Source organism: Paenibacillus auburnensis, from assembly GCF_927798115.1.
Classification (GTDB): Bacteria; Bacillota; Bacilli; order Paenibacillales; family Paenibacillaceae; genus Paenibacillus_AQ; species Paenibacillus_AQ auburnensis.
The window spans coordinates 408953-435610 of sequence record NZ_CAKMMG010000003.1; the positions used below are offsets into that span (position 1 = coordinate 408953).

Annotated in this window: 20 protein-coding genes and 1 pseudogene; 10 read left to right on the forward strand and 11 right to left on the reverse strand. The window is 46.4% G+C overall.

The genetic code is table 11. The annotated features are described in order from the left end of the window. Positions 1–91: 91 nt before the first annotated feature. Genes L6H70_RS15570 through L6H70_RS15580 form a run of 3 tightly spaced genes read left to right on the forward strand, consistent with a single transcriptional unit; the run spans position 92 to position 3257 of the window. Positions 92–1225, forward strand: a complete 1134-nt coding sequence (locus tag L6H70_RS15570; RefSeq protein WP_236334638.1) for a tyrosine-type recombinase/integrase — start codon at positions 92–94, stop codon at positions 1223–1225. Continuing rightward, positions 1226–2314 (forward strand): tyrosine-type recombinase/integrase, encoded by a 1089-nt coding sequence (locus L6H70_RS15575; protein ID WP_236334640.1) that lies wholly within the window; start codon positions 1226–1228, stop codon positions 2312–2314. Further along, a complete protein-coding gene (locus tag L6H70_RS15580) occupies positions 2295–3257 on the forward strand; it encodes a tyrosine-type recombinase/integrase (RefSeq protein WP_236334642.1) in 963 nt (320 codons plus the stop codon). The genes L6H70_RS15575 and L6H70_RS15580 overlap by 20 nt, the downstream gene beginning before the upstream one ends. Before the next feature lie 1496 nt (positions 3258–4753). On the opposite strand, the gene L6H70_RS15590 is transcribed toward L6H70_RS15580, so the two are convergent. Then, positions 4754–4978: a toll/interleukin-1 receptor domain-containing protein gene (locus L6H70_RS15590; protein WP_236334644.1), complete on the reverse strand. Its 225-nt coding sequence runs from the start codon at positions 4976–4978 to the stop codon at positions 4754–4756. Positions 4979–5133: 155 nt separating this feature from the next. Between L6H70_RS15590 and L6H70_RS15595 the strand changes: the two genes are divergently transcribed. Then, positions 5134–6717, forward strand: coding sequence for an ATP-dependent nuclease (locus tag L6H70_RS15595; protein ID WP_236334646.1), 1584 nt, complete (start codon positions 5134–5136; stop codon positions 6715–6717). Continuing rightward, positions 6699–7814 carry a DEAD/DEAH box helicase family protein gene (locus L6H70_RS15600; RefSeq protein ID WP_236334648.1) on the forward strand — a complete coding sequence of 372 codons (1116 nt, stop codon included), beginning with the start codon at positions 6699–6701 and terminating at the stop codon, positions 7812–7814. Before L6H70_RS15595 ends, L6H70_RS15600 begins: the two co-directional genes overlap by 19 nt. Before the next feature lie 75 nt (positions 7815–7889). Here the strand turns inward: L6H70_RS15600 and L6H70_RS15605 are convergent. Next, positions 7890–8093 (reverse strand): annotated as a pseudogene (locus L6H70_RS15605) (RNA polymerase subunit sigma-70); the annotation flags it as partial. A 299-nt stretch (positions 8094–8392) separates the two neighbouring features. Here L6H70_RS15605 and L6H70_RS15610 point away from each other — a divergent pair. Further along, positions 8393–9538 (forward strand): family 8 glycosyl hydrolase, encoded by a 1146-nt coding sequence (locus L6H70_RS15610; protein ID WP_236334650.1) that lies wholly within the window; start codon positions 8393–8395, stop codon positions 9536–9538. A gap of 165 nt (positions 9539–9703) precedes the next feature. On the opposite strand, the gene L6H70_RS15615 is transcribed toward L6H70_RS15610, so the two are convergent. The 4 genes from L6H70_RS15615 to L6H70_RS15630 form a co-directional block, all read right to left on the reverse strand. Then, positions 9704–10804, reverse strand: coding sequence for a hypothetical protein (locus L6H70_RS15615; protein WP_236334652.1), 1101 nt, complete (start codon positions 10802–10804; stop codon positions 9704–9706). 205 nt (positions 10805–11009) lie between these two features. Next, positions 11010–11993 carry a glycoside hydrolase family 43 protein gene (locus L6H70_RS15620; protein WP_236334655.1) on the reverse strand — a complete coding sequence of 328 codons (984 nt, stop codon included), beginning with the start codon at positions 11991–11993 and terminating at the stop codon, positions 11010–11012. A gap of 37 nt (positions 11994–12030) precedes the next feature. After that, positions 12031–13134, reverse strand: coding sequence for a Gfo/Idh/MocA family protein (locus L6H70_RS15625; protein WP_236334658.1), 1104 nt, complete (start codon positions 13132–13134; stop codon positions 12031–12033). A gap of 35 nt (positions 13135–13169) precedes the next feature. Beyond that, the gene (locus tag L6H70_RS15630) at positions 13170–13829 is read right to left on the reverse strand and encodes a ThuA domain-containing protein (RefSeq protein ID WP_236334660.1); all 660 of its coding nucleotides are present in this window, start codon (positions 13827–13829) and stop codon (positions 13170–13172) included. A 173-nt stretch (positions 13830–14002) separates the two neighbouring features. Between L6H70_RS15630 and L6H70_RS15635 the strand changes: the two genes are divergently transcribed. Continuing rightward, positions 14003–14839 carry an AraC family transcriptional regulator gene (locus tag L6H70_RS15635; protein WP_236334662.1) on the forward strand — a complete coding sequence of 279 codons (837 nt, stop codon included), beginning with the start codon at positions 14003–14005 and terminating at the stop codon, positions 14837–14839. Between the two features lie 81 nt (positions 14840–14920). Here the strand turns inward: L6H70_RS15635 and L6H70_RS15640 are convergent, their stop codons facing one another. Continuing rightward, positions 14921–15892, reverse strand: a complete 972-nt coding sequence (locus L6H70_RS15640) for a LacI family DNA-binding transcriptional regulator (protein ID WP_236334664.1) — start codon at positions 15890–15892, stop codon at positions 14921–14923. A gap of 128 nt (positions 15893–16020) precedes the next feature. Here L6H70_RS15640 and L6H70_RS15645 point away from each other — a divergent pair, with 128 nt between their 5' ends. The 3 genes from L6H70_RS15645 to L6H70_RS15655 all read left to right on the forward strand — a co-directional run bounded on the left by L6H70_RS15645 (position 16021) and on the right by L6H70_RS15655 (position 21484). Beyond that, positions 16021–17436 carry a glycoside hydrolase family 1 protein gene (locus tag L6H70_RS15645; protein WP_236334666.1) on the forward strand — a complete coding sequence of 472 codons (1416 nt, stop codon included), beginning with the start codon at positions 16021–16023 and terminating at the stop codon, positions 17434–17436. Between the two features lie 231 nt (positions 17437–17667). Beyond that, complete coding sequence (locus tag L6H70_RS15650) at positions 17668–20238, forward strand: DUF2339 domain-containing protein (RefSeq protein WP_236334668.1); 2571 nt, start codon at positions 17668–17670, stop codon at positions 20236–20238. Positions 20239–20251: 13 nt separating this feature from the next. Continuing rightward, positions 20252–21484, forward strand: coding sequence for a DUF3999 family protein (locus L6H70_RS15655; RefSeq protein ID WP_236334670.1), 1233 nt, complete (start codon positions 20252–20254; stop codon positions 21482–21484). 305 nt (positions 21485–21789) lie between these two features. Here the strand turns inward: L6H70_RS15655 and L6H70_RS15660 are convergent, their stop codons facing one another. From L6H70_RS15660 to L6H70_RS15675, 4 genes are all read right to left on the reverse strand, one after another. Then, positions 21790–22752, reverse strand: a complete 963-nt coding sequence (locus tag L6H70_RS15660; RefSeq protein WP_236334672.1) for a sugar phosphate isomerase/epimerase family protein — start codon at positions 22750–22752, stop codon at positions 21790–21792. Then, on the reverse strand, positions 22745–23830 hold the full coding sequence (locus L6H70_RS15665; RefSeq protein ID WP_236334674.1) for a sugar phosphate isomerase/epimerase family protein: 1086 nt from the start codon (positions 23828–23830) through the stop codon (positions 22745–22747). Before L6H70_RS15665 ends, L6H70_RS15660 begins: the two co-directional genes overlap by 8 nt. A gap of 61 nt (positions 23831–23891) precedes the next feature. Next, positions 23892–25061 (reverse strand): M24 family metallopeptidase, encoded by a 1170-nt coding sequence (locus tag L6H70_RS15670; RefSeq protein ID WP_236334676.1) that lies wholly within the window; start codon positions 25059–25061, stop codon positions 23892–23894. A 23-nt stretch (positions 25062–25084) separates the two neighbouring features. Then, entirely contained in the window at positions 25085–26653 is a 1569-nt protein-coding gene (locus L6H70_RS15675) for an extracellular solute-binding protein (RefSeq protein WP_236334679.1), read from the reverse strand. Between the last annotated feature and the right edge of the window lie 5 nt (positions 26654–26658).

Consider the following 26658-nt stretch of genomic DNA (forward strand, 5'->3'; position numbering starts at 1 on the left):
TTACACTATACCTTTTCATTCATTCTTTATAGTGAATACTACGATGTATATTACTCTTATATTGAGAAACACTATTAAAGAGGTGGAGAAAATGCAAATAATTAAGAACATACAAACTGAGGATGACCTCTTGTTAAAAAAAATTCAAGTTAAGACTTTAATAGAAATATTTAATAAAAATGAATTTAAAGATACAAGCGGATTTTTAGAGCAGATTTTCAATTCAATTATTAAAAAGAAGGAATCTAAAATTAAAGGCACACCGTTTGTTAGAACTTTAAGACCACGTAACAACAATATTCCAATTCTCGAAAATTATATTACGTATTATTCTAACCAAGGTTATGCAAAGAGTACACTTGATAATCAAACTGCAGCAATAAAGATGTTTCTATCCTTCTTGTGCAGGCTCCACCCCGAGATCTCACCTCTTATGTCGACCACAGATATGAACCGTTTAACCAAAACTATGGTAATAGCATACGAAACATATTTAGAAGAGCAACTTTATTCAGGGCACATCAAGAAGTGTACAGTTAACATATACTTGGATGCAATAAAAAAATTTCTAAAAATGCTATCTAACATCTCAAGTTTAAATATTTCTTATACGGTTCCAGACAGACTTAAAGCTCAAGGTAAACGAAATAACGATTATATTGAGGTTGAAGAAATAAAATCTTTTGTAGATACTCTCGTGTTAAGCAAAAATACAATGAAATTCAGAAACTTAAGTATAGTACTACTTGTTATGGAAACGGGATGCAGACCTATAGAAGTAAAACACATAAAAATTTCTGATTTTAAATCAACGGAAAGACAAATTCAGTTATATAGCAAAAAATCAGGTCACCGTACATTGAAAATTAGCAAAGATTTATGTGACTTGATTATGCGTCATTTAGAGATAAGGTTAACTTATAATACCGACAATGACTTTTTGTTTGTCAATATTTTTGGAGAGCAATTCAAAGATCCATCATCTATATTCAATGTGTATAGTACACATAAAATAGGAGGTAAGCATATTACGGCAAATGGACTTCGCCACACCTACGCAACTAACGCTTTAGACAACGGGAACGATTTTGATGAAGTATCTGCTTCTATGGGACATAAACATCGTTGTTCTACTGAATGGTATATCCATAGAAGTGTTAAAAAGCTATTAAATAAATCCTTGCCTCACAATCCAATAATTCGCTTTTCTAAGGAGGGGAAATAGGTGGAGTTTGATATTAATGTTACTATATCTCCAGAAAAAATTGCTCAGATGTATCAAATTGATCTTGATGACTTAATATTACTTATTGAAGGAAAAAAGAAAAAATTAGAACAAAGACTTTTATCTTCAGTTATTGATGAGTATTTAATAGCATTAAAAGTAAACAAAAGAAAATCGAAAGCCACTATCGATTTTTATATTATTATTCTCAACAAATTTTCTCGGTTCTTAACGTCTAAAACTCATAGTCTCTATATTTCTGATCTTAACGAGAATCTCTTCGATGAATTCCTTAATACTTGTACTCCTTTAAAAGGATCTAAACTAAAAGCCAAAACGCAGAATACTTATTCTGCGATTATCAGAAATATTTTGGTTTTTGCTTACACTAAAAACTACATTAATACAGATATAAAAAACCAATTCCAGTTTATCAAACATGAAGTTTTACCCAAGTATTTTCCAGATGAAGTCGTAGTCTCCTTATTAAATGAAGCAAAAAAAAGCAAATGGCCCTTTTTAAACTTTGCTTTAATCTATTTTATGTTAGGAACAGGTTGTCGAATTAGTGAGGTGGCAAATCTAAGGGTGTCAGATTTTAACATATACGAGGACCTTATTTTTATCAGAAGGGGGAAGGGACAAAAAGAAAGGTTCATTCCTCTATATCCAGAGGTCAAAAAACTAATCCTTGATTATCTATCACGTACTGGCCTTCACCAATGGGATATCCGGAATCATGAATATCTCTTTTCTAAAAGATGTTATTCACAGAGAGAGCCGCTATCTATAAGCAATATACAGTATATGTTAGTGCAGATTTTCGACAGGCTTGATATTAAGGGACAATATACTGTTCATAGCTTTAGGCACACATTTGCTGTAAATGCTTTAAAGGCAGGTATGGCAATATATGATTTGCAAGAAATTTTAGGTCATGAAAACATTGAAACAACTAGGTTATATACAAAGCGTCATCCTGTCGATCTAAAACATGCTGTTTTGAAATATCCATTTCCTCTGGAAAAGCTCTTAAATAACGTACTGGGTATTGGTGAGGAGGATTATAATGATCAATTTTTACATTGAAATGGAACATTACCGTCTTACTCAAAGGAATTCGGACTTAACTGTCGCTAAATATATAAAAGAGCTTTTAAAATTTTGCGACTTTTTAGCTCAGAAATTACATTGCCATCCTAGTGAAGTCTTACTAGACAGAATTTATACTATTAGAGATGTAAATAACTCAATCATCGCTTATAAACCTTTAGATGCACAAATTTTAGATGGCTACCTAATGAAGCTAAGCCAATCCTGTTTATATTCCCAATTGGCCTTGTCGACCCATGCTCTACGCAGTTTTTTTAAATACATTAAAAAAAATCGGGATTTTCCTGATATAATTTCCACCTCTAACTTCTCTTTAAGTCACTATAGACCCAATGAAGCTGACACCCGTGTGTTAAGTAGACATGAATTTTTGAAGTTCCTTCATAGCCTAGTTACTCATAGTGATAATCTTCCAAGAGATGCTCTTCTTTTTTGCTTATTATTTTCTACTGGCTGTCGTATAAATGAAATACTCACCTTAAAGATATCATCTATCAACCTAGTTGATGAAATGTTTATCCTTATAAAAACAAAAACGAAGGTTCAAAGAACCGTCGTTTTAAGAAAGGGATTCGGGAAAATTCTAAAGACATATTTAAAAAATTCAAACTTTAAAGAATCTGACCATCTTTTTGTTAACGAACATAATCAGGAACCGTTGAAAAGACAAGAGGTAGATCACCTATTTAAAAGTTACCTCCAAAAGGCAAACCTTCCACCAATGAAAATACATAGCATTAGGCATTCTTATGCAACTTTTATGAGAGATGCTGGAACTGATTTATTCACCATAATGGAACTTCTAGGCCATGAGAGTTTTCAGTCCACTCTTCGTTATACACAACACTACCTAAGAAACCCTAATATTAGGATCAAAGAACATGACGAAGTTTATGCGCATCTTCGTTCTTTGAAATAAATTTAAGATATAATAACTTATCGATAGAAATTTCATTTCAGTAGCATAAGAGATGCACAAAAACTAACATGTATCAGCTCTTTGTGCTCTACTTATCTACAAGTCACCTTTCGTTCTCGAATTCCCCGAACGGTCAACGTTTAAAGGATTTTCGCCTACTTCTTATGACAAAGGGCCAAAGTTGCTAACCATTCGCCCTTCTTCATTTTTTGCATATACTACAGAAAAGATTATAATGCTTCATCACCGTTTCTTCTGCTTAAGCTTTCCCCTACTTAAAGCTGAACTTGCATTATGCCCGTCAATTCACTAGGAACAATAGTATAATAAAATAGAACAAAATTATAAAGGTTATAGTCATTCGCGAGGAGTTTTGAAGATATTTGATTAATAAAACAAAGGGGCTAAAGAAATCATGAGCACCTTCGTTTTATTTTTAAAATAAGGGCAGCATCACTAATCCTGGGACAAACCCCACCCATTTCATTAATAGGATTTAACCCGAATATTTGACGATTGGCGTTTTCAGCAATAAATCGATTCAAGGTCATATTTTATTCTCTGGTAACAGTGTTCAATCTAGCTTTGTTTCCGACCTGAGTAAACAATCTAGGGCGTGTATGCAAACCTAAATAAGCCATATCATAATCGAAGCCAATGTCAAAAAAGCCATACAGGTACAGGCCAATTTGTCATAACGAGTTGCCAATCGGCGCTAATGTTTTACTTAGTTGAAAAAACATTCGATTAGATGGCGTTCTTTGTAGGAGATGCTCTAAAATGGGGTTCCAGATACCGGCGATTTGCCAGCGCCGAAACCGACTGTAGACGGGACCATGATCCGTAGTATTCCGGTAATCTCGCCAGGGTGCACCTATATGTGCCACCCAGCATGGCATCAGCATCTGGCGATAATCTTTCGGGGGTCTCCCTCCTTGTGGTTTTCATTCCCGCGGTAGTAGGTCCTTTATCTTATCCCATTGGTCGTTCACGAAGATCGTATCGTCTCATCATATCTATTCTTTACCCGATTTTTACAAAATCATAGTTCGAATACACACCCTAACAGGATACAGAAAAACTCCGGGAGTGATTCCCAGAGTTGTATTGTTTACAATTACATTAGTTTTATCTAATTGTATTGTCTACATATAGTCTTAAATTTAACAACTGATCTTGGGTTTATATACATACTACATCGTATCGTGTCCACAACCTTTTGACTCTTCTAATACTAAGACTATATCTTCATTTGAATTAGAAATCCTTTTTAGAATGAAGTAATATCTATTATTCCTCAGAAAGTAAATATAGATTTAAAATACGTTTCAAATACAAATCAAAGAAACTTCTATATTTAATTACTTTCTACTTTAGGAACCACTAGTTCAGTAAAGGAGAAAAGTTACTTTCCTCCATCTTCTTAAACGGAATACCTTTCCTATCTGCTAGCATTGATGTAAATTCATCAATATCAAATAAAATCTTTTTAACACTTATTCTTTAATAGGCTTAATTTGGTTTAGAGGGCTATCAATACTTTCAATTAATTTTTGAAGCTTCTTCTCCTCTTGCACCCAATATTTAGCATAACTTACTCTGCCAGATATATCGTAGACGTTTTTCATTGTTTCTAAAACTTCATACATACATGCTCTTGATTTTAAATAGGAATCACTAATAATCATTACAACAAAATCATGTTCATCTATGCTGTTCATGAAATCTCTAAAACTTTCCTTATACATAACGTCACGTTCATCTCTTGAAACATATACACCATGTGGCGTTAATATCTACTGTAGCTTTTTATCAACTATATCAGCTATTTTTTTTGATATAATGATAATTATGGTGTTTATTAGGAGGAAATGTTATGTACATACAAAGTCTAAAAATTAATGGTTATAAAAAATTCAAAGATTTCACCATTGATTTTAGTCCTCACATTAATGTTTTAATTGGCGAAAATGAAGCGGGAAAAAGTACGATATTAGAAGCAATAGATATTGTACTTAATCAAAAGACATTTATCTCACCTAACGCTAGTTTTGAACAATATTTTAATCAGGAAATTGTCCAGGAATATAAGTTTCAACCGTCTATTAAGAATCTCCCCAAGATAGAAATTGAATTATTTTTCAATGATGAAAAGGATATACGCTCTGAGTATTTTAATGGACTCCATTCGTCGTTTTCTCCTACCATGAAAACCGGTATAAAATTTACATATAAATTTGATGAGAGTCATCATGAACTATTGGATGTTTTATATGAAGGCAATTACGACGAAACTTTTATTCCGCTAGACTATTACATAGCTGAATGGAATACTTTTGCTGGACGGAAATACATAAACAAGAATTCTCCTCTCAAGAATGTTTTAATCGATAATTCAATAAGAAAAAACAACCTCTTTGATTCTTACTCCAGACGCATCTATATTAACAAGTTAGCTCCACCAGATAGACAAAATCTGTCACACCAATTTAGAAAAAACGTTCAACATTTTGTAAACAGCAATACGGAAAAATTAAATCTACAAGACTATAGTTTTGGCATTGATGAAGGAAAAACTGTATTAGAAAATTTACTGGATTTGAAAAGCGAAGGGGTTTCGATTCAAAACAAAGGGAAGGGAAAGGAGAACTTAATCAAAACTGAAATTGCATTAGAAGTTAAAAGTGATTTGATTTTACTTGAAGAACCTGAAAATCATTTAAGCTATTTAAATACACGAAAGCTCATTAAAGATATTCAAAATAAATGTGACGGTGCTCAAATTATCATTACTACACATGATCCCTTGATTGTAAGTAGGTTAGATTTAAGAAATACCATCTGGATCTGCAATAGAAGGTACTACTCTTTAAAAAATATACCTTTAGAAACAGCAGAATATTTCATGAAAACAGATAATATGCAGCTATTGAACTATATTTTAGCTCAAAGAGTTATTTTAGTAGAAGGAAATAGTGAGTATATTCTATTACCCCAGTTGACTATAAATACTTTCAATTATACTTTAGAAAAACATGTTGTTGAACTTTTATCAGGAGGGGGCATTACATACAAACATTATATAGAATTGTCAAAGATAGTTAAGAATCGACTTTTGGTAATCACAGATAACGATGGTGATCAAGAAACAATTAATTCAATCTCTGAAACTAATAAAGAAAACTCTAATGTCCTTATAAAGTGTTCGCCAGATATAAACGAATTCACTTTCGAAGTGTGTCTTTTCAACTCTAATCAATCAAAACTTCAAACCATTTCTGAAAAAAAACCTGGGACCACTGCTGAATATCGCAAGAAAGCTCTAAACCAAAATTTGGCATATATGCTTAAAAATAAAACCGAAGCAGCCTTAAGAATATCTGAAGAAGATGATTATAAAACTCATGTTCTACTACCTCAGTATATTCAGGAGGGAATTGAATGGCTCATTCAAAAATAATGCTTGCTGTGGCAGGCTCAGGAAAAACTCATTATATCGCTAATCATTTGAATCCATCTGCCAATAATCTGGTTATTACTTATACAAGACAAAATGTAGATAACCTAAAGAAAGAACTTAAAAAAGTTAACGGTGAGCTGCCAAAAAATACTCACGTATTAACCTTTTCAAGTTTCTTATATAGATGGATTCTTAAACCATTCGAGCCAATTTTAACAATTGGAAATAAAACGGCGTTTATTACCTCAGGAGTTGAAATTATTAAATCTCCGGAACCATTAAGTATTTTAGGTAAGCCAAATCCAAGATACATGAAAAAGGATGATTACAGACACTATCTTTATTTTGAAAAATATTACGTTTCAAGAATGTCTGAGTTGATTTTAGCACAATCAAAAGAAGTATTAAAAAAGATGTTTGAGCGTTTAAAGCATTTTTGTGACCATCTATATTTTGATGAACTTCAAGATTTCATGGGTAAAGATTTTGATCTTTTAAATCATTTTATTAGTGAACCTGATTTAGACGTTTTCGCTGTTGGTGACTTCCATCAGCATTCAGTTAGCAAGTCAGATTTCACAGCAAGTAAACCATATTTAAAAAAGGGTAAGGCTTATTTGTCTAAAGATGAATACAAACTCTTGTTCAAAGGAAAGGCACATATCGATGAGTCTACATTAATTAAAAGTAGACGTGTGCCAGTAAAAATATGCACATTCATCAGTAGTAAACTTGGTATATACATTGAATCAGCTAGTCTCATTCAGGGACATTACGAGTTATTAGAGGATGAACAAAAAATAATTCATACATTAGAGGATACTGATACTGTAAAGTTATTTTATAACAACAGTGCCCTGTACACTTGTTCACCCACAATAAATTGGGGATATTCCAAAGGTGATACATACAAAAAAGGCTGCATTATTCTTACAAAGACCTTTGACTCCTTATTTGATGAAAATTTCTCATGTACTCACTTATCGCCCGCCCAAGTAAATCCTCTATATGTGGCTATGACTAGATCTACACATGAACTGTTTTTCATTAAAGAGAAGGACTTCAGAAAATTCAAAACTAAGTACGCGGGTAGTTGATTACGGTTAATTTAATAAAATCTTTCTTGAATTTAAAGTATTAATAATCATAGTGACATCGTATCGTGTCCACAACCTTTTGACTATATGGGCAACAAGCCGCAGATTATGCTCAATCAGCAAATTTCGCGCTTTGGCGTCTCCCTCGGCCATCATTCCTAAGTATTTGCTCTCATCCTGTTCAGACAGGGGCTGGGGGAAAGCATTATTTCTTACGTAGGATACCAGCAATGTCAGTTCTTTGATCAGCAGCGCTATCGTGCTTATTATTCCTGGCAACTTGGCGACACCTCCCGTACATGTACAATGAAACCGGACAGTAGTGAGAACTACGGGTTCATGGTCCTTTTATTCTATGTGGGTAACCGCCTAGAAGTGCATGTACGGGGAAATTGGTACAACTTGAAAGGAGAAAGTTTATGGATATCTATCTATTCTCGCGCTGCGGAATGGACGGATTTTATGAAAAGCCAGTGAGTGAGCAGCAGCTATACTTTTTCGGGAAAGCGCTTTAATTTGGACACCTCCTCCTATGCTATACTTTGGGCAAAATCAACTACCAACACCTGGAGGCTGCGATGAAAATCTGCAAAGAAGGTTCCTTTTATACGCGTGAATACCGAAATCTGTTCAGTGAGCTTGGGTTTAGTGATGAGGAAATCAGCAACAGACTTGAGCATACGTGGACGGAATTGTTCTACGGTGCACCGGAGGTCCGTATTTACCATCCAATGGATGACGATAAGGGCTATATTGTGGATACGGGCAACTCGGATGTGCGGTCAGAGGGAATGTCCTATGGAATGATGATGGCTGTTCAGATGAACAAGAAAGAGGAATTCGACCGGCTGTGGAAGTTCGCCAAGGTCTTCATGCAGCATACGGATGGCCGCTACAAGGATTATTTTGCCTGGCACTGCAAACCTGACGGAACACGGCTCTCCCCGGGTCCGGCACCGGATGGAGAAGAATTCTTCGCGATGGCGCTGTTCTTTGCCTCAAGCCGCTGGGGGGACGGACCGGAGCCGTTCAATTATTCCGGGCAGGCCCGGACCATTCTCCGTGCTTGTGTGCATCAAGGGGAAGACGGTGAAGGGGACCCGATGTGGGACCCGAAGACCCGGCTGATTAAATTCATTCCCGAATCTCCTTTCAGCGATCCGTCTTACCATCTGCCGCATTTTTATGACTTGTTCGCCCTGCAGGCGGATGAACAGGATAGATCCTTCTGGACAGAAGCCGCAGCGGCCAGCCGTGCTTACTTGCACACCGCTTGTCATCCGGTAACCGGTCTGTCGCCAGAATACGCCAATTATGACGGATCACCGGCTGAACCCCAGCCGCATGGAGACTACCGTCACTTCTTCAGCGATGCCTACCGGGTGGCCGCCAACATCGGGCTCGATTACGAATGGTTCCGCAAGGATCCCTGGCAGGTGGAGCAGTCGAACCGGATCCAGGCCTTTTTCCGGGATATTGAGATTACAGATTACCGTCGGTATACTATTGACGGCCAGCCTTTCGATGAGCCGTCCCTGCATCCGGTTGGGCTGCTGGCCACGCTCGCCATGGCCTCACTCGCAGCTGACGGTCCCGATGCCGAGCCCTTCGTCAGACAATTCTGGAATACGCCGCTCCGTACCGGTGTAAGGCGGTATTATGATAACTGCCTGTATTTCTTCAGCCTGCTGGCCTTGAGCGGAAATTACCGGATTTATGGATAGGAACTAAAACGAGTTCAACTTGTATAGCGGTACAGAAAAAGGGTCTTGCCGGCTGATATTGCCGGCAGGACCCTTTTTCAAATTCAACATTCTTTACAATCGAATAATGCCAGGATTACCATTTCTCTGCCCACCATTTGCTGGTACGGTACATACTACTTGGCATTAAGCCTTCTCATGGATCACTTCCTGAAGGGCCGCCCTGTCACGGGGAGATGAGGTTGCAGGCATCAGACTGGACAGTTTTTTGTAATTCAGCGAAAAGAGAATTCCTAACGCAGCTTCCGAAAGAATGATTAACTCTGCATTGGAAATGAGCACGGGGATTGCTACAACGGCAAGAACGATAATAACCCAGGGCACCGGATGGTTCAGGTATGGATCTATGTATCGGTTAAGCCACATCAGGATTCGCATCGCTACATAAGTACAGCCCAAAACCAGCCCCCACATAAGGACAATATACAGACTGCCCAATCCGAGACGGTCAAAAGTTAGGATAAAGAACAGATGGGTGAATAAAAATAAAAACGAATGCTGTCCGAAAAATATAATGAAGTTGGATGGTGAATAGCTCGGTTTCCTTCTGAATATGAAAAAGGCCCCAAACAAAACGACCAGTGACAGCAGAAAATATTTCACGGACATATTATATTTAATAAAATCCGCCTCATGCAATCCTCCGTAAGAGAATATGCCCAATAATAGCGCTGCACCCAGAGCCAAAATAAGGTTCACCTTATTGCTGCATCTGTAAGCGAACACTCCAGCCACAAAAGCAAATATCCAGGGGAAATAAGTGAAGCCAATCGTCTCCGTAAACAGCATGGTTTTCAGTGGAAAGTCCGGCAACTGGTTCCCGATGAAATAATGTACGGAGAAAAGAAGAAGCGGTAAGAGGAGATACACAACGAGCGCGGGCTTCAAATATTTCTCCAGGAGAAATACACTGAGCACTCCGAGTGTGATGATCTGGGGAACATCCATTACTGAAAAGGCCTGAACATCCGGTCTCCACATGAGATTATACGAGAATCCGATGACAGCGAAAAGCACATAGAAGCTAAACAGCGACAGGAGGCTTTTTCTGCGGGCCTGGAAGGTGGTAGTAACACCCGAGACCGCAAAGAATAGTACAGGTGCCAAACTAGCGATAATCTGAAACACACGTTCATTACCATTAAAATAAATAGGAATATGAGCCCCAATCATCAAAATACAGCTAAACCCTTTGATAGCATCCAGCGAATAGTCATATTCCTTCAATTCTCTCACATCCTTTTCGGTTAGGTTTCTATTTTACACATAAAGTATAGAGTTTTGACGCCGATTTTCCATCCCTCAAAGGTGTAAGAATGCGAATAAATGCGCAGCGCAGACATGTAAAAAGACTGCAGATTCTCCCCTAGGGCAGATATCCGCAGTCCTCTACTTTGCAGTACACTATATTTTCATTCTATTTCCTGAAAGCTTACTCTGCATAAGGATCTATCGTTTGAATGGTTCCGTCGGCATTATATTTCAGCTCTGTATATTTCACGCAGCGTTTGTGGTTGACGCCTTCGGATAAGGAGCTGTCATGATAGAACAGATACCATTTATCCTCAAACTGGACGATAGAATGGTGGGTCGTCCATCCGATGACCGGAGTAAGGATGGTCCCTTTGAAGGTGAACGGTCCCATCGGATTCTTGCTGATGCCGTAAACCAGCTTGTGAGTAGTACCGGTTGAATATGACAGGTAGTAATAACCGTTGTATTTGTGAACCCATGGTCCTTCAAAATATCTCCGATCTTCGTCACCGGCGAGAATCGGATTGCCGTCTTCATCCACGATCGAAATTTCCTGCGGCTCTCCCGCAAATGACAGCATATCTTCACTCAGCAATGCTACACGCGGGCCGATCGCCGGCTTGTCTGCCGGTGGTCCCTCTGTCTGCGACGGCTCAAAGCTGCCGGTCTGCCATTTCTCCAGCTGTCCGCCCCAGAGCCCGCCGAAATAAATATAAGCTTGATCGTCCTCATCCACTAATACGGCAGGATCTATGCTGTAGCTGCCCTTGATATAATCCGGCTCTGCGTGGAAAGGTCCGGCAGGAGAATCTCCCGTTGCCACACCCAGCCTGAATATTCCGTCATGATCACGTGCAGGAAAGTACAGATAGTATTTATTGTTCTTGTAGGCAGCGTCCGGTGCCCACATCTGGGCAGAAGCCCATGGAACATCCCGCAGGTGCAGGGCTTCCCCATGATCCACGACAGAAGCATCGAAGTTATCCAGGGATAATACATGATAATCCTCCATCGCATATTGGTCCCCATTATCGTTATCCGGCCCGTCGTGATCCAGATCGTGTGAAGGGTAGATATAGATTTTATTCTCAAAAACATGGGCTGACGGATCAGCAGTATAGATGTGGGTAACAAGCGGTTGATTGGGTTTAATGTTCGTCATGATTTCAGACTCCTTATAATTTAATCACTGGATGGCTCTAACTCAGATAGCCTTTAATGAGGCCAAGCGGCAAAGGTCTTGGCTGTTCACAGCGGGAGGCAAGCTCCACATAACGTTTGGTGTCCGAGCTGGTATGGAAGGCATGCATAATTTCAAGGACATGATTGGCCAGCTCTCCAGCCGCCCGCGGCTTATTGCCGGACGCAATGCAGTCCGCGATGTCAGCGACACCGATCCCCCTGCTGTTATCGGCATAATTATGCACCAGCGGAATTTCCGTAAACGCGCTGCCATTCGCCGGCTTCAGCAGGATCGGCCCGCCGAAGGTATTGGGGTCCGGAACAATCAATGTCCCGCGGGACCCGTAAATCTCGATGCGGGGCAGCGTACTATCCCAGACATCGAAGCTAGTAACGACTGTGGCTACTGCACCGCTGACGAATTGCACCGTACCGGCAACATGGGTCGGCACCTCAACGTCAATCTTCTGCCCGAACTTCTTCGTGCTGGTAATCGTACGCTGCGGAAATGAAGTTTTGGTCATGCCGCATACCGTCGCAGCCGGTCCCAGCAGAGATACCAGCGCAGTAAGATAATAAGGCCCCATATCGAACATCGGACCTCCGCCAGCCTTGTAATAGAATTCCGGATCCGGATGCCAGCTCTCATGCCCATGACAGACCATGAACGCCGATGCCGCTACGGGTTCCCCGATAAACCCGTCATCGATTAATTTCCGGCAGGTCTGAAGCCCGGCTCCAAGGAAGGTATCCGGCGCACAGCCGATCATTAGGCCTTTTTCTTCCGCCAGTTTAACCAGTTCATTCCCATGCTCCAGCGAAAGCGATAGTGGCTTCTCCACATAGACATGCTTGCCTGCGAGCAAGGCCTGCTTGCATACCTCGAAATGCCCCGCCGGTGTAGTCAAATTGACAACAATTTGAATCTCATCAGAAGCGAGCAATTCTTCAGTAGTCCAGACATGCGGAATGCCATATTTCTCAGCGGCTTCCTCTGCCCGTTCTCTGAACACATCAGCACATGCGAATACCTCTGTATTTACAAACAGCTGTGTAAGATTCTCAAAATAGATCCCGCTGATATTGCCGCAGCCGACAATTCCGACCTTAACCTTATCCAAAACCGATCCCACCTTACGTTATATAGTAACTTGAGTTATTTGGCGGCCCAAACGAAGCCTCTGCGCATCAGTTCTTTTGCTTCCGGAATATCGAAGATGTCGGCATGATGGCCAAGGGAGTTATAGAACACTTTGCCCACGCCCCATTTTTTGGTATACACGACAGGCATCGTAATGGCCCCGTTCGCGGAATGAGGCCCTTCGCTTACTGGAAAAGTAGTGGTTGCCAGTACATTCACCGTAGGATCTACATGCAGATAATACTGCTCCGATTTCACTTTGAAATCCTTAATTCCTTCAACAATCGGACTGGAGCTGGAAGGCACCATGTTGACCTCATAATCCACGCCGTCGTTAAACGGATGGGCCACCCATTGCGATCCGGTCATAAATTGCCATTCTACACTGTTACGGAAGGAATCGCACATGCCGCCGTGGCAACCTGCCAGACCTACTCCTGATTCTACGGCCTTCAGTACAGGCTGAAGCTGCTCATTGCTGATCTCGCCCATCGTCCAGATTGGAACGATCAGATTCAGCCCCAGCAACTTCTCTTCATCCTTGAAGCTATCTAACGTATCGGAGATCTCAACTTCAAAGCTTTCTCCCCGCAGCAGTTCAGCAAAAACTTCAGATACCTGGACCGGTTCATGCCCATCCCATCCGCCTCTAACAATCAGTGCTTTTTTCGTCATGGATTACATGCTCCTTTGGATTAAAAAGAATGGATATTGTATACTCGACTCAGTTCAATTGTAATGCAAGCGCTCTATTACGGCTCGTCATTTTCATTGCCTGGATGGTCATTTTTTGCTATTATCCAAGAATAAATGGCTTGCTGTTTCTTAATAAATCAAAGGAGCTCGGTATGAAGGCCTATCATGAAAACCGCTTGTATCATTCCACCCTCCCGTTCAGCTGCGATTATTCGCATAATTTGAATTTTCTTGCCCATTGGCATAATGATCTTGAACTTATGTATGTGTGTGAGGGCTCCATCCGCATGGGGATTAATCTGGAGAGCCGGGTTCTCCACAAGGGAGATATGGCATTTTGCAGCAGCGGAGACATTCACTATTATGATAGCAGTGACTGCGAATCGACCATTCTGCTGCTGATTTTCAATCCCCAGCTGATCGGCAGCCCCGGAGGCTGGCCGAAGGACGTTCGCCTGACAAGCCCTTTTATCACCGCTGGTGACACAAACACAGCTGCCGGAATACAGCTTCTTTCCAGGGCGTCTCAGCTTATTCTCCAGTTAAATCAGGAGTCTGAAGCCCAGTTACCGCAGCATGAGCTGTTTATTACCGGAATGCTGTATGAGCTTTGCGGGATGATCCTGCGGCATCTCCCTTGTGAGCCCGCCGATCAGAAAAAGGACAAGCGGCGGATGACCAGCATGAAGATCATGCAGGCCGTACTCGATTATCTGGAGACCCACTATTCGAGCATGATCACCCTGGAGGATGCAGCCAAGCAGGCGGATATGAGCCTGTTCTACTTCTCCCGGTTCTTCAAGAGCACCACAGGCATGAGCTTTATCTCCTACCTGAACCATATCCGGGTGAACAAGGCGGAAGAGATGCTGCTGAATACGGATAAGTCGATCATCGATATTGCCCTCGACTGCGGATTTACGAATGTAAGAACCTTCAACCGGGTGTTCAAACAATTCAGACATAATACGCCGTCGAGCTTACGGTAGAAGATAAAACCACCCTAAAAAAGAAGCCTTCCCAAACGTCATGAATGACGTTCAGGAAGGCTCTTCTTCTTTCTTGGATTATTACGTAGTGGCCCGCTGAACCAGACAATACTGCAGAATCTGCTGCTCTTCTTCCACACCCTTCAGCTTGCTCAGCAGCAGATGAAAGGCGTTCTTCGCCTGGTCAGCAATGGGATTATACACGGAGGTGATCCCGAGCGTGTGGGCAAGCTCTGTATTGTCGAAGCCAACGACAGCCAAATCTTCCGGAATCCGCAGCTGCTGCCGGCGTGCTTCACTCACAATGCCTGCCGCTACCAGGTCATTGGCGCATAGAATGGCATTCGGCCGCTCCTCTGCGCCGCCCAGCAACTCCCGGACCAGCTGCTCTCCTTGACGGATAGAATATACACCGGTACGTGACCAGTGGGGGTATACAGGCAGCTCGTACTTTCTCATCATGTCCTCATAAGCGTTGATGCGGCTAAGGGTATTCATACTGCTGGGCCTGCCGAATGCATTAGCAATACGGGTGTATCCCCTTTGAATAACATGCTCAAGCCCCAGCATATAGCCGTCATATTGGTTCATCGCAACCGAAGCAATCTCCGGAAGCTCCATCCGCTGCCAGGAAACTATCGGACCATATTTGCAGTAGGAGCCTAACAGGGCCAGATCATTGACACAAGTACTGATAACCAGCGCATCCACTCTTTTTCTGCGCATATCCTCGAAGGCCTGGAGCTCTTTTTGGGGATCGCCGCCCGAAGTATATATAATCGTCTGGTATCCATGCTGGCTGGCCGTCTCGACGAAGCTGTTCAGGAACGGCAGCATCACTTCATTAATACCCTCCGTAACCATGCCGATCTGCTGGGTCTGTCCTTTGGATAAGGAGATCGCATTGCCGTTTGGGACATAATCCAGCTCCTCCATGATATTCGTAATTTTATCTCTCGTCGCCTGGCTCACATGGGGGGAATGATTCAGCACTCTCGACACGGTGGCTTTGGAAAATCCCGACAGCTTGGCAATTTGATCAAGATTCGACATGAGACTCTCCTTAACTTTTCAAAAAATATACTTGACATGTAACGCGTTACAACATTTAGCATGCAATTGTAGGACATATTATAAGCATACCATAACTCTCACAACATCAATAAAAAGGCGGGATATCAATGAGCGTACAATTTCCTGAAGGCTTCTTATGGGGCGGCGCAGTAGCGGCCAACCAATGTGAAGGCGCATATAATGAGGACGGCAAGGGCTGGTCCACCCAGGACGTGGCTCCGCAAGGCATCAAAGGACCTATCACCGAAGTGCCAACCGAAGATAATATGAAGCTGGTGGGGATTGATTTCTACCACCGGTATAAAGAGGATATCAAGCTGTTTGCCGAAATGGGCTTCAAGGTGTTCCGTACCTCCATTGCCTGGTCCCGGATCTTTCCGAACGGCGATGAGCTGGAGCCTAATGAGAAGGGTCTGCAATTCTATGACGATCTGTTCGACGAATGCCATAAATACGGGATTGAGCCGCTGGTAACCATCTCGCATTACGAAACCCCGCTGCACCTGTCCAAGCATTATAACGGCTGGGTCAACCGTGAGCTGGTCGGCTTCTACGAGCGTTACTCCAGAACCTTGTTCACACGCTACAAGGGTAAAGTGAAATATTGGCTGACCTTTAACGAGATCAACTCTATTCTGCATGAACCGTTCATGAGCGGAGGCATCTATACGCCGAAGGACAAGCTGAGCAAGCAGAATCTGTACCAGGCTATCCATCACGAACTGGTAGCCAGTGCGCTGGCCGTGAAGATTGGACATGAGATTGACCCTGAAGCCAAAATCGGCTGTATGATTCTCAGCATGCCGACCTATCCGCTCACTCCGAATCCGGATGATGTGATCGCTGCAATGCAGACGGAGCATTTGAACTATTTCTTCGGGGACGTTCATGCGAGAGGGATTTACCCCGGCTACATGAAACGTTATTTCAGAGAGCATGGCATCGAGATTCATATGGAACCTGGAGATGCTGAGATTCTGAAGCACACAGTGGACTTCATCTCCTTCAGCTACTACGTGAGCATCTGTGAGACCGGCGACGACAGCAGACGCAATCAAACTGAAGGCAACCTGTTCAGCGGTGCAGCGAATCCCTATCTGGAGGCCAGTGAATGGGGCTGGCAGATTGACCCGCAGGGTCTGCGCTATGTGCTGAACATGTTCTACGACCGCTATCAGAAGCCATTGTTCATCGTAGAGAACGGACTCGGCGCCAAGGATGTGCTGATCACAGGCGAAGACGGTGTGCCGACAGTTAATGACGACTACCGGATAAAATACTTGAATGATCACCTGGTTCAGGTGGGTGAAGCCATCGAAGACGGCATTGAAGTGATGGGCTATACCTCATGGGGTTGCATCGACCTGGTCAGCGCCTCTACCGCAGAGCTCAGCAAACGTTACGGCTTCATCTATGTAGACCGTCACGATGATAACACCGGTACGCTTGAGCGCTACCGCAAGAAATCCTTTTACTGGTACAAGGACGTTATTGCCACTAACGGCCAAAGCCTCCAGCGTTAAAACCTGCACCTGGGCATTCAAAAAACCGCAAGCCTCTCCAGCTCCTGGAGGCTTGCGGTTTTTTTGCTTTTAGCGGGCGGCTGCTGCGGATTTAACCGGTGAATGGCTGCCTGCACACAGGTTCACGTTTTTGTGACAACAGCATGAATTTACGCACATAAAAGGAAGATTTTGTTTCTTTGTTTATAGTAGAATAAAGCTATTAAGATAAAAAAGCCATTGGGGGCGCTTATGGAGCAGTTCAAAGATCGTCTTAGGGCCATAAAAGAGCAGCAGGATGTACTTCTGGGAGAGTATCAGGAGCTGATCAAAGCCTATGAAGGCAGTGATCTGGTGAATGAGAATGAAGCTTTGAAGAAGCGGGCGGCCGCGGTAGAACAGGCATTGGCCGAGACCGAGGCTCAGGGAATGAGGCTGAAGCAAGAGAATGCAGAGCTGCGTACGGCACTGACCGAGCAGATTCTGGATGAGAAGCTGGGGATACTGCGGTTGTCCCGCAGGAAGCTGCATACCTATTTTGCCGCGCAAAGCGCTGCCCAGCATGACCGGCTGACCGCTTTTGAGCTTCGGACAAAGCAGCGTATCGCAGAAATGTACCGCACGGCAGACCGTCTACTCGGGAAGGACAGTGAAGAGATCCGCACCAGCCTGGAGGCGCTGTCAGCCAGACTGAACGAGAGTATTCTTCTGCGCCGGGCGGAGCTGCTGGAAGCGGAACGGCCGCTCGCGGCAGAAGTGGATCACCGGCTGGATGAGCTGGCTTCGGAAGGGGTCAGCGAGGAGACAATCCGGCGGCGGCGCAGACAGAACCGGATCGAGATGAAGATCGGGCTGAACTGGATCAACCGGCTCGGTATCCTGCTGCTGATCCTGGCTGTCGGCGCTGGCTTCAAATACAGCTACTCCACCTGGTTCACAGGATATATGAAGGGCAGCGCCTTCTTCCTGCTTGGCGCCTTAATGCTGGGCGGCGGCGAGTGGCTGTTCCGCAGAGGCAGAGGCACCTTTGCGCTGGGGCTGCTCGGCGGCGGGGTTTCTGTGCTGTACGGCTCCATCTTTTACAGCTATTTCCTGCTTGAGATTATCGGGATCTATCCCGGCCTTGCACTCTCAGTCCTCGTTACGCTAACGGCGGTTCTGTTATCGCTCCGGTATGAGTCGCGGACCATCTGTTCCATGGGGCTGGTCGGAGGCTACCTGCCCTTGTTCTCCTATATATTCGCATTTGGCCTGGAGGGAGGCGCAGTATATGCAGCTATGGGTTATTTGTTCCTGCTGAATCTGCTGATTGTGCTCATTTCCCTGCGCAAACGCTGGATCGTTGTCAATTACATCAGCTTCCTGTTCAATACACCTTCGATGCTACTGCTGATTAATCTGTCGGACAGCTATGGCATAAATATGTTCTATTCCATTCTGACCTTCGCCATGTACCTGGGAATTACGCTGTGGTACCCGTTCAAGTACCGGACCAAGCTGTCCTGGTGGGATTTCGCGCTGCTCGCCTGCAACACAATGACCAGCTGTTTAATCCTGTATGTACTGTTCCTGGATGCGGGGCTTGGTGCGTACAAAGGAGCGCTTGCTCTCGCCTTTTGCCTGCTGTATCTGGGACTCGGCCGTCTGCTGGAGAAGATGATGGGACAGGAAAAAGAGAGTATGCTGCTCTTCTATGCCACTTCCCTCACCTTCGCCGTACTGATGATTCCGTTTCAGCTGGGTACCGTCTGGTGGTCTATCGGCTGGCTGGTTGAGGCAGTTGTACTGACGGTTTACGGCCATCTGCAGCGCTTCAAAGCGATCGAACGGATCGGCTGGGGCATCCTGCTGCTCTCTTTGGCCCTCTTCTTCTTTATCGATGTGCTAATGCAGTCTTCATCTGCCTACTCTGTGATCATCTACGACAATCCGTATTTTGCGCTAAAATACACCTTTATCACAGCAGGGATGCTAGTTGTCACTCTCGTTTACGCCATCCGCCATTCCCGGCGGGAGATTCTGCTTGCCAGTTCCCCTGCCGAGGTTCAGGCCGGTATCTGGTTCAAATATGCAGCGCTGGTGAACACCTATGCTTATATCCTCTATGAATCGCTGCATCTGTATAACCTGTATGTACCTGAGGAATTCACCCGCGCCACATTCTACAGAATGCTGCTATCGGCCGTGCTGACGTTAGGGCTGGCCTATGCGCTGCCGAAAATCAAAGTGCTCTATGATGCCACCGTGGCATACATGGTTTATTTTCTGTACGCGATCGGTTATGTCATCTGTCTCGCCCTCACTACCTGGCAGCATAGCCTTAAGGTTAATTTCTCCGATAATACGGCGGCGGATTATGCTGCACTCGGACTGCTAATCCTCTTCAATCTGTTCGTCTGGCAGAGCGGCGGGCGTCTGCTGAAGACACTGCTGAAGCGTGAATACAACAATGAGGAGCTGTATCCGGTGGTGATGGGCGTATATCTGCTGGCAATCGTTACGGCTTTCCTTGGGGTACAGCTGCGGCAGAACGATGGCGGTCTGATCTTCAGCCTCACTTATCTGCTGCTCGCGGTGCTGTTCATCATGTTCGGCTTCCGCCGCAGATATGTGTACATCCGGCGGTTCGGTCTGGCCCTGTCGCTGCTGGCTACCGGTAAGCTGCTGCTCTATGATCTGATGCTGCTGAATACCGGCAGCAAGATCATCGCCTATTTCAGCTTCGGCCTCTGCCTGCTGGGCATTTCGTATCTCTATCAGCGGGTATCGGCCAGAATGGAGGAAGTCTATGCAGAGGCGAAACAGGATTCTCCACAAGATTAGTATTATGCTTCTATTGTTCAGTTCTCTTAACCTGCTCTCCGCCGGACAGCCGTTGTCTGCCGCAGCTGAAGAGAGCGCCGGCGAGGCATGGCGGTACTCGAAGCAGATTGTAATCCCCGGGCAGGCAGCCTATTATGAACTTTACCTTGATCCTGAGGTATACAGGGGTGCGGCAGAGGATCTGCGCGATCTGCGGATCGTAGACAATACGGGCAAGTATGTTCCCTTCTACAGGGAGAGCGGAGAAGAGCGCCCGGAGGAACATAACATAACCTACTCCGCTACGCTGGTGCACAGCGCGAAGAAGGGCGGGAGTACCCTTTTCGATTACAGGATTACACCGCTGGCCGAGAACACCGATATCCAAGGCAACCGGCTGGAGTTTAAGCTTCCGGCTGAGAACTTCCTGCTTCACGTACAACTGCTTGGCAGCTATGACGGCGTTGCCTGGGAGCCTGTAGCCAAGGGTGATCTGTACGCCGTGGATGGGCGTGAACAGAATAGCATCGAGCTTGGCAGCACTTACAAATTCAGCTATTACCGGCTGGTGGCAGAGAAGAATGCGGCGGATCTGCAGTTTCCTGCCCTGACCCTGCAGCATAGCAACCGGGTAATCAAGGCTGAACTCTTTAAGCAGCAGCAGGAAGCAGCGTATGAGATTCAGGAAGAAGACAAACGCACCGAGATTATCATTCACAATGATGACCGGCTGAGAGTCTCCGGGCTGCAGCTGGAGAGCAGCGGTAGCTTCACCCGCAGGTATGAGCTTTATGACGGCGAAGGCAGAGTCATTCCCGTAACAGGCACCGGAGAACTATACCGGCTGGATTTCAAGGATACGGAGATTACCTCTACAGCTATTGTTCCTGTGAAGGCTTCATCCTCGCCCATCCTGCGGATCGTCATCCATAATCAGGATGATGCTCCAATAGCGCTGTCCGGGCTGAAGCTGGAATACCTGCTGGACCGGATCGTTTTTGCTGCTGACGGAGCCCAGCCTTACCGCTTGCTCTACGGGAATGCTGAGGCGGCTGCACCGCAGTATGACATTGTGAACTTCAAGGACTATATCGCCGGAGAAGATCGGCCGCTTGCCCGGCTTGGGGCGGCAGAACTCCAGCAGGTGCCGGAAGCGGCAATTACGGACACCAGCTGGTTTCAGGGCAGGCTGGGATTCAATATCGTGATTATTGCCGTTTCTTTAATCCTGATCCTCTTCCTTGCCCGGAAGCTAGGCCGGAAGTAGGCAAGGTCTATTGAGGGCGAATCCAGACGGGATAAATTCAATAATATTAAAAAGAACAGCGATCCTCCGCATTGAGGATCGCTGTTCTGCTTGTTTGGAATTGCACCCCTCCCCAAAAAATAAGTCGTACAAAAAAGCAGCAAATCCGGCTGGGCCGGGACTGCTGCTTTAAGTAACCTTTCGATAACCATTTGGCCAAAATTTCAGACAAACAAAAACGGATACCGCCCCAATCGGGCAAACATCCGTTTTTGCGTATAGAGAATCGAGGGTGTATTCAGGTGAAACATGCTAATCTCTCCATGTCAGCTGGCAGCAAGGAATGCCAGCAAACCGGTGACCCGCTCATCTTTCACACCAATAAGTGACGGCGGAGCCGGAACCAGCGGCTGTGCGACGGCCAGCCATGACACTATCTCTGCCAGGCTGATATCGGGATGATCCCCGAACCAGCCGGGGCTCAGAAAGGGCATGACCAGCTCCGCCTGATGCAGCTCTCCCCAGTACCAGGCTCCGGGATCACTCCTACGGATCAGCCCGATCAGTTCCGGCCACGGGATGCAACCGCTCCCGGCGGGGCATAAAGCCCGCGCCAAACCGCTGCCGCTCCACAGCAGCTGCGCGTCATCCACATGCACCTGGCCGATCCGCCCGGCCAGCCGCCGGGCCGCAGCCAGCGGACTCTCCATCCTCACAATCAGATTCACAGGATCAAAGGCAGCCGCAAATACCGTGGAATCCAGCTGATCCAGCAGGCGCGCAACCTCCCAGGAGGTGATCTCCTGGTGCGTCTTGATCAGAATTCGCGAGCCGATGGAGCGGACATCTCGCTGAATCCGGCGCAGCAGGTAGGCAACCGCACTAAGCTGCTCGCTCCACTCCAGCGAGCGGTTAAAGCGGTCGTATTCTGTACCGACGACCAGCATCACCTCTGGCTGGCCGACCCACCGGGCGGCTTCGATCAGCCTGAGCAGGCCTAGCGCCAGATCGCCGCCGCCCGCCTCCAGCGCCTCTGCCGAACGACCCGGCTGGTAAGGGTTGAGCATGCCTGCGGAGATACCCGGGACAATCCCAGCCCGCTTGGCAAACTGTCCTGCCTCTTCCAGCTCCTTCCGGTCCAGCTCCGGACTGATACTGGTGGGCGAACCCAGATACAGGCCGTTAAAGCCCCGTTCCGCCGCTCTCACAATCGCTTCTCTCACAGGGAGTTCAGGAGCAAACAGCTCTTTGGCAAAGATACCCCGGCGCCCGGCCAGAACCTCAGACATGGGACGGCGCCTGCTCCCGCTGAATACCCAGCTCCCGGCACAATCCGTCCAAATAACGCCGGGAGGCAATAACCGCCTGTACCGCTTCCTCTTCTTCAAACCGTTCTGCATTCAGTGCCCGCCAACCTTTGGCCTGACCGCTGCGTATCCGCTCCGAGTAATTCCGCGCCAGCTCATAATAAGCAGCCAAATCCTCACGCGTCAGATCCGGATGTCCCTGAATCCACTGCGGATCATACACCTCAATGACCATCGGTTCGCCGGGCGTCCGCCCGCCGTGCGGAACCTGCGCTTCGAATGATAACGTCAGCTCAGGATTATAGCGATTAAGCTCCTTCAGCACCTCACAGAAATCAATAGCACCTTCGCCTTTACACGGCATCGCCCGCTGATAGACGCCTCCATCGGTCAATTCTAGATAGGCATCCTTGATATGTGTCTGCCTTACATAAGGTGCCAGGCGCCGGGCGGCAAGCACCGGATGCTCGCCGCGAATCATCACATTGGCGGTGTCGAACACCACGCCCATCACATCGGCTCCGACCGCTTCTATCAGGCGGACGATTTCATAGGAAGTAATCTCCTCATGGGTCTCCATATTGAGATGCAGCCCCAGATCGATTGCCAGCGGCTTCAGCTTCAGCAGCAGCCGCTCTGTCGCCTCCAGCTGCTCCTCCCAGGTCACATCGGTGCGGAACCGGTCCGTGGCGAACATCCCCTTGTAGGGTTTGGCACCGCCAGTGGAGACCCAAAGCTCGCGGATACCGGCCTCCGCCGCGGCCTCCATCATGCGGCGGAAGCCGAGCAGCACATCGCCGCTGCCAATCGCCCGCAGCTCCGGGGTTTCTGGATTTGTGTATGGATTGACCCGGCCCAGCCCGGCCTCCAGATACATACCGAGCTCCTGCGCTTTCCGCTGTACAGCCTGAATCTCCGCACGGTCCAGATTGGGACTGATGTGCAGGATGGTGCGGAAGAACACCCCCTCCAGGCCCAGACTATGAGCATATTCCAGCTTCTCTACAGGACTTAGATTATGCCCTCCGGGCAAGTATTTCCCGTCGACACCAATACGCATAGCTTGTCTCCCCCTCAAATAAGATTATTGCCGTTCGCTTAACCTTCCGGTTGCCTTCAGGCTATGACAGATAATAGATTCCCCGCGGCGTCTTGGACAGCCAGCTTCCCTCGTCCTTCCCGGCAACGGCCGTATCCCCATGACACACATGCCCCAGCTCAGGCATTGTGAAGTTGGGATGCACTTCAAAGACCATATTTTCAGTTACCCTCGCCGAATCGCCATCCCTTGACTGATCTCTGCCTGCATTCAGGAAAGGGGCAACACCGGGATCGCTGTAGCTGTTGCTCATTCCGTGAATGGATTGGAACCGGAACGGATCTTCCGTCCTTGTATACGGGCAGTATTCATCGATCATGGACTCCAGCACATCCACGAGGACATGGACCGGCGTGCCTACCGCCATCTTGGCCAGCGCTGCATCCTGCATTTCAAGAATAGCTCCGGAAATACGCTGCAGCTCAGGAGAGGGCTCCTTGAACATCCCCATTCTCAACACCTGCGCGTAATAACCGTCCAGGCAGACAGTTGTGCCGATCTGCACACGTGAATCAGGACCTACAGGCTCCACCAGCTCGAACAGCTCAAAATACGTTTCCGGCGGGCGCTCACCAACCGCCAGCCAGCAGGAGGCAGAGTCCGCACCGAGCCGTCTGCCCATATACTCCACCTCGGCCATAATTTCCGCCCCGGTAATTCCCTTAACCGAGGCGATACCCATGGCGTGCGCCACCATTTTATCGGCAATTTCCGTTGCCTTCCGGTGTTTATCCACTTCATACGGCGTGCGCTCCAACCGCTGTACATTCACAATCTCGGTTCCCTCCAGCTTCTCGTAGGCATCCAGCAGGGCAAAGAACCTGGCCGACTGCGCGACTGTGAAATCATCAGCACCCGTATAGGCGAGTACTGATCCGGGCGGCACCAGCTTCGCCAGCACTTCCTGCAGCGAGCCGTACAGATCCGTTGTTTTCACAACCTCCCCCTCCCCGCCAAAACGCATAAGGAAGGCCCGTGCCCGGTTTTTATCCGCCGATACAATGACTGCACTTCCCTTCGCGGGAACGACCAGGAATACTTCCGAACTGAAGGGCATCCAGCCTGTCAGATACCGCACAGTGCCCGCTCCTTCACGCGCGCCATTGGCAAAAGCGACCAGGGCGGAAATTCCCCGCCCGGCCAATGTCGCCTGGAGTATTGCGATTCTTTGCTTCGTCTCATTGATTGTCATGGTCAAAGCCCCCTTCAGCTCACTTACTTAAGCGAATCATTGTACATTTTCTTCAGCTTACCGACGCCCATCGAGTCCATTTCCTTCACATAAGCATCCCAGTCCGTCTCAATCGATTTCGTCCCGTATACAAACTGTTCCGTCATCTTGGCAAAATAATCATTCACAGTCGCATAGACCAGATTTTCTTCCTCGCGCTGCCCCGCCGACAGGGAAGGCACCTTCGTAACATCCGCGAACCAGCCTTCCTCATTTGCCACTTCTGTCATTTTCTCAAAATCAGGGTCGCCCAGTACCGCCGCGAACCATTTGTACGGCCAGAGCATCACGTAGGAGCCGTTAGCAGCACCAATCTCCCACAGCGCCCGGTTCAGGTTATCCTTTTTCAGCATCTCATCACTGAACTTCTTCTCTCCGTCAACTATGTTATAGGTGTCGCCTTCAGTCCCCCAAGTCAGCAGATCAATGCCTTCGTCGGAGTACAGGTAATCAATGAAGCTCAGGAGCTGATCGAAATACGGTTTTTTCGCCGCAGACGCCGGGATGACCATGCCGTTTGAAATCCGGTCGCCGACCAGCATTTTTTTACCGGCAGGACCTGCTATTGGTTCCAGCATCGAGATTTCAAAATCCGGACCGCTGTTCTCCTTGCCCAGCAGATTTATAGCACTCTTATGCTCGCCATTCCAGAAATAATAGACAAAGCTTTTACCCGTAGACATTTTCTGCATCAGCTGGTCGGTGGTAGAGGTGAACATCTCGGGATCAGCCAGCCCCTCATCAATCAGCCGGTTGAGATAGATCAGATAGGCCTTATACTTGTCACTCGTAAATAAGTAGTCGTACTGCCCGGCGGTTTCATCATAGACAAAACCCTTGTAGTTCGCATCCACTCCCCAGGCGGTCCCGAACATCGTCCGCAGATTTTCCGCGCTGGTCCCGGTCAGCGGGTAGCTGTCCGGATACAGCTCCTTCAGCTTTTTCAAAAGGGTGTACAGCTCGTCCATATTTGCTGGCGCCTGCAGTCCGTTCTCCTTCAGAATATCGGAGCGGATCAGCGGTGCACGATTGTAGTTGGCATAATCCTTCATGAAGGGTACAACATACAGCTTGCCGTCCGTCCCCCGCCAGTTATCCAGCTCCTCCTCGATCTGGAACTCTTCAATCCGGCTCTTGAGATGCGGAAGCTTGTCCATATAGTCACTGATGGGAAGTAGCACACCGGTCTCGCTCATTTCCAGCACTGTAGGCTGCTCCACGCTCGTCACCATATCCGGAATCTTGTCGGAGCTCAGTACAATTTTCGCTTTGCTCTGATAATCAGAGGGAACTGCCTGTACATCTAGCTCCACATTCGTCCGTTTCTCCAGTTCCACCAGTGTGGGCCAATCCTTGCTGAACGGCACCCCGCCTTCGGCCAGCAGCATGGTCAGGGTAGCAGGTCCGCTGTCCGCCGCAGCTACCTCATTGCTGGAGACTTCCGCCGCACCTTTCCCGCCGGAACACGCACTTAGCAGTAGCATAGCCGATAGTATCACCCCTCCCGCCTTAATTTTGCTGCCGCTTCCTGACGACTTCATACTCTTTGTCATATATT

Excerpts from the sequence above, each read along its gene's own strand:
- L6H70_RS15570 (WP_236334638.1), top strand. The coding sequence starts at position 92 with ATGCAAATAATTAAGAACATACAAACTGAGGATGACCTCTTGTTAAAA.
- L6H70_RS15580 (WP_236334642.1), top strand. The coding sequence starts at position 2,295 with ATGATCAATTTTTACATTGAAATGGAACATTACCGTCTTACTCAAAGG.
- L6H70_RS15590 (WP_236334644.1), bottom strand. The coding sequence starts at position 4,978 with ATGAACAGCATAGATGAACATGATTTTGTTGTAATGATTATTAGTGAT.
- L6H70_RS15595 (WP_236334646.1), top strand. The coding sequence starts at position 5,134 with ATGTACATACAAAGTCTAAAAATTAATGGTTATAAAAAATTCAAAGAT.
- L6H70_RS15600 (WP_236334648.1), top strand. The coding sequence starts at position 6,699 with ATGGCTCATTCAAAAATAATGCTTGCTGTGGCAGGCTCAGGAAAAACT.
- L6H70_RS15610 (WP_236334650.1), top strand. The coding sequence starts at position 8,393 with ATGAAAATCTGCAAAGAAGGTTCCTTTTATACGCGTGAATACCGAAAT.
- L6H70_RS15620 (WP_236334655.1), bottom strand. The coding sequence starts at position 11,993 with ATGACGAACATTAAACCCAATCAACCGCTTGTTACCCACATCTATACT.
- L6H70_RS15630 (WP_236334660.1), bottom strand. The coding sequence starts at position 13,829 with ATGACGAAAAAAGCACTGATTGTTAGAGGCGGATGGGATGGGCATGAA.
- L6H70_RS15635 (WP_236334662.1), top strand. The coding sequence starts at position 14,003 with ATGAAGGCCTATCATGAAAACCGCTTGTATCATTCCACCCTCCCGTTC.
- L6H70_RS15640 (WP_236334664.1), bottom strand. The coding sequence starts at position 15,892 with ATGTCGAATCTTGATCAAATTGCCAAGCTGTCGGGATTTTCCAAAGCC.
- L6H70_RS15645 (WP_236334666.1), top strand. The coding sequence starts at position 16,021 with ATGAGCGTACAATTTCCTGAAGGCTTCTTATGGGGCGGCGCAGTAGCG.
- L6H70_RS15650 (WP_236334668.1), top strand. The coding sequence starts at position 17,668 with ATGGAGCAGTTCAAAGATCGTCTTAGGGCCATAAAAGAGCAGCAGGAT.
- L6H70_RS15660 (WP_236334672.1), bottom strand. The coding sequence starts at position 22,752 with ATGTCTGAGGTTCTGGCCGGGCGCCGGGGTATCTTTGCCAAAGAGCTG.
- L6H70_RS15665 (WP_236334674.1), bottom strand. The coding sequence starts at position 23,830 with ATGCGTATTGGTGTCGACGGGAAATACTTGCCCGGAGGGCATAATCTA.
- L6H70_RS15670 (WP_236334676.1), bottom strand. The coding sequence starts at position 25,061 with ATGACAATCAATGAGACGAAGCAAAGAATCGCAATACTCCAGGCGACA.
- L6H70_RS15675 (WP_236334679.1), bottom strand. The coding sequence starts at position 26,653 with ATGACAAAGAGTATGAAGTCGTCAGGAAGCGGCAGCAAAATTAAGGCG.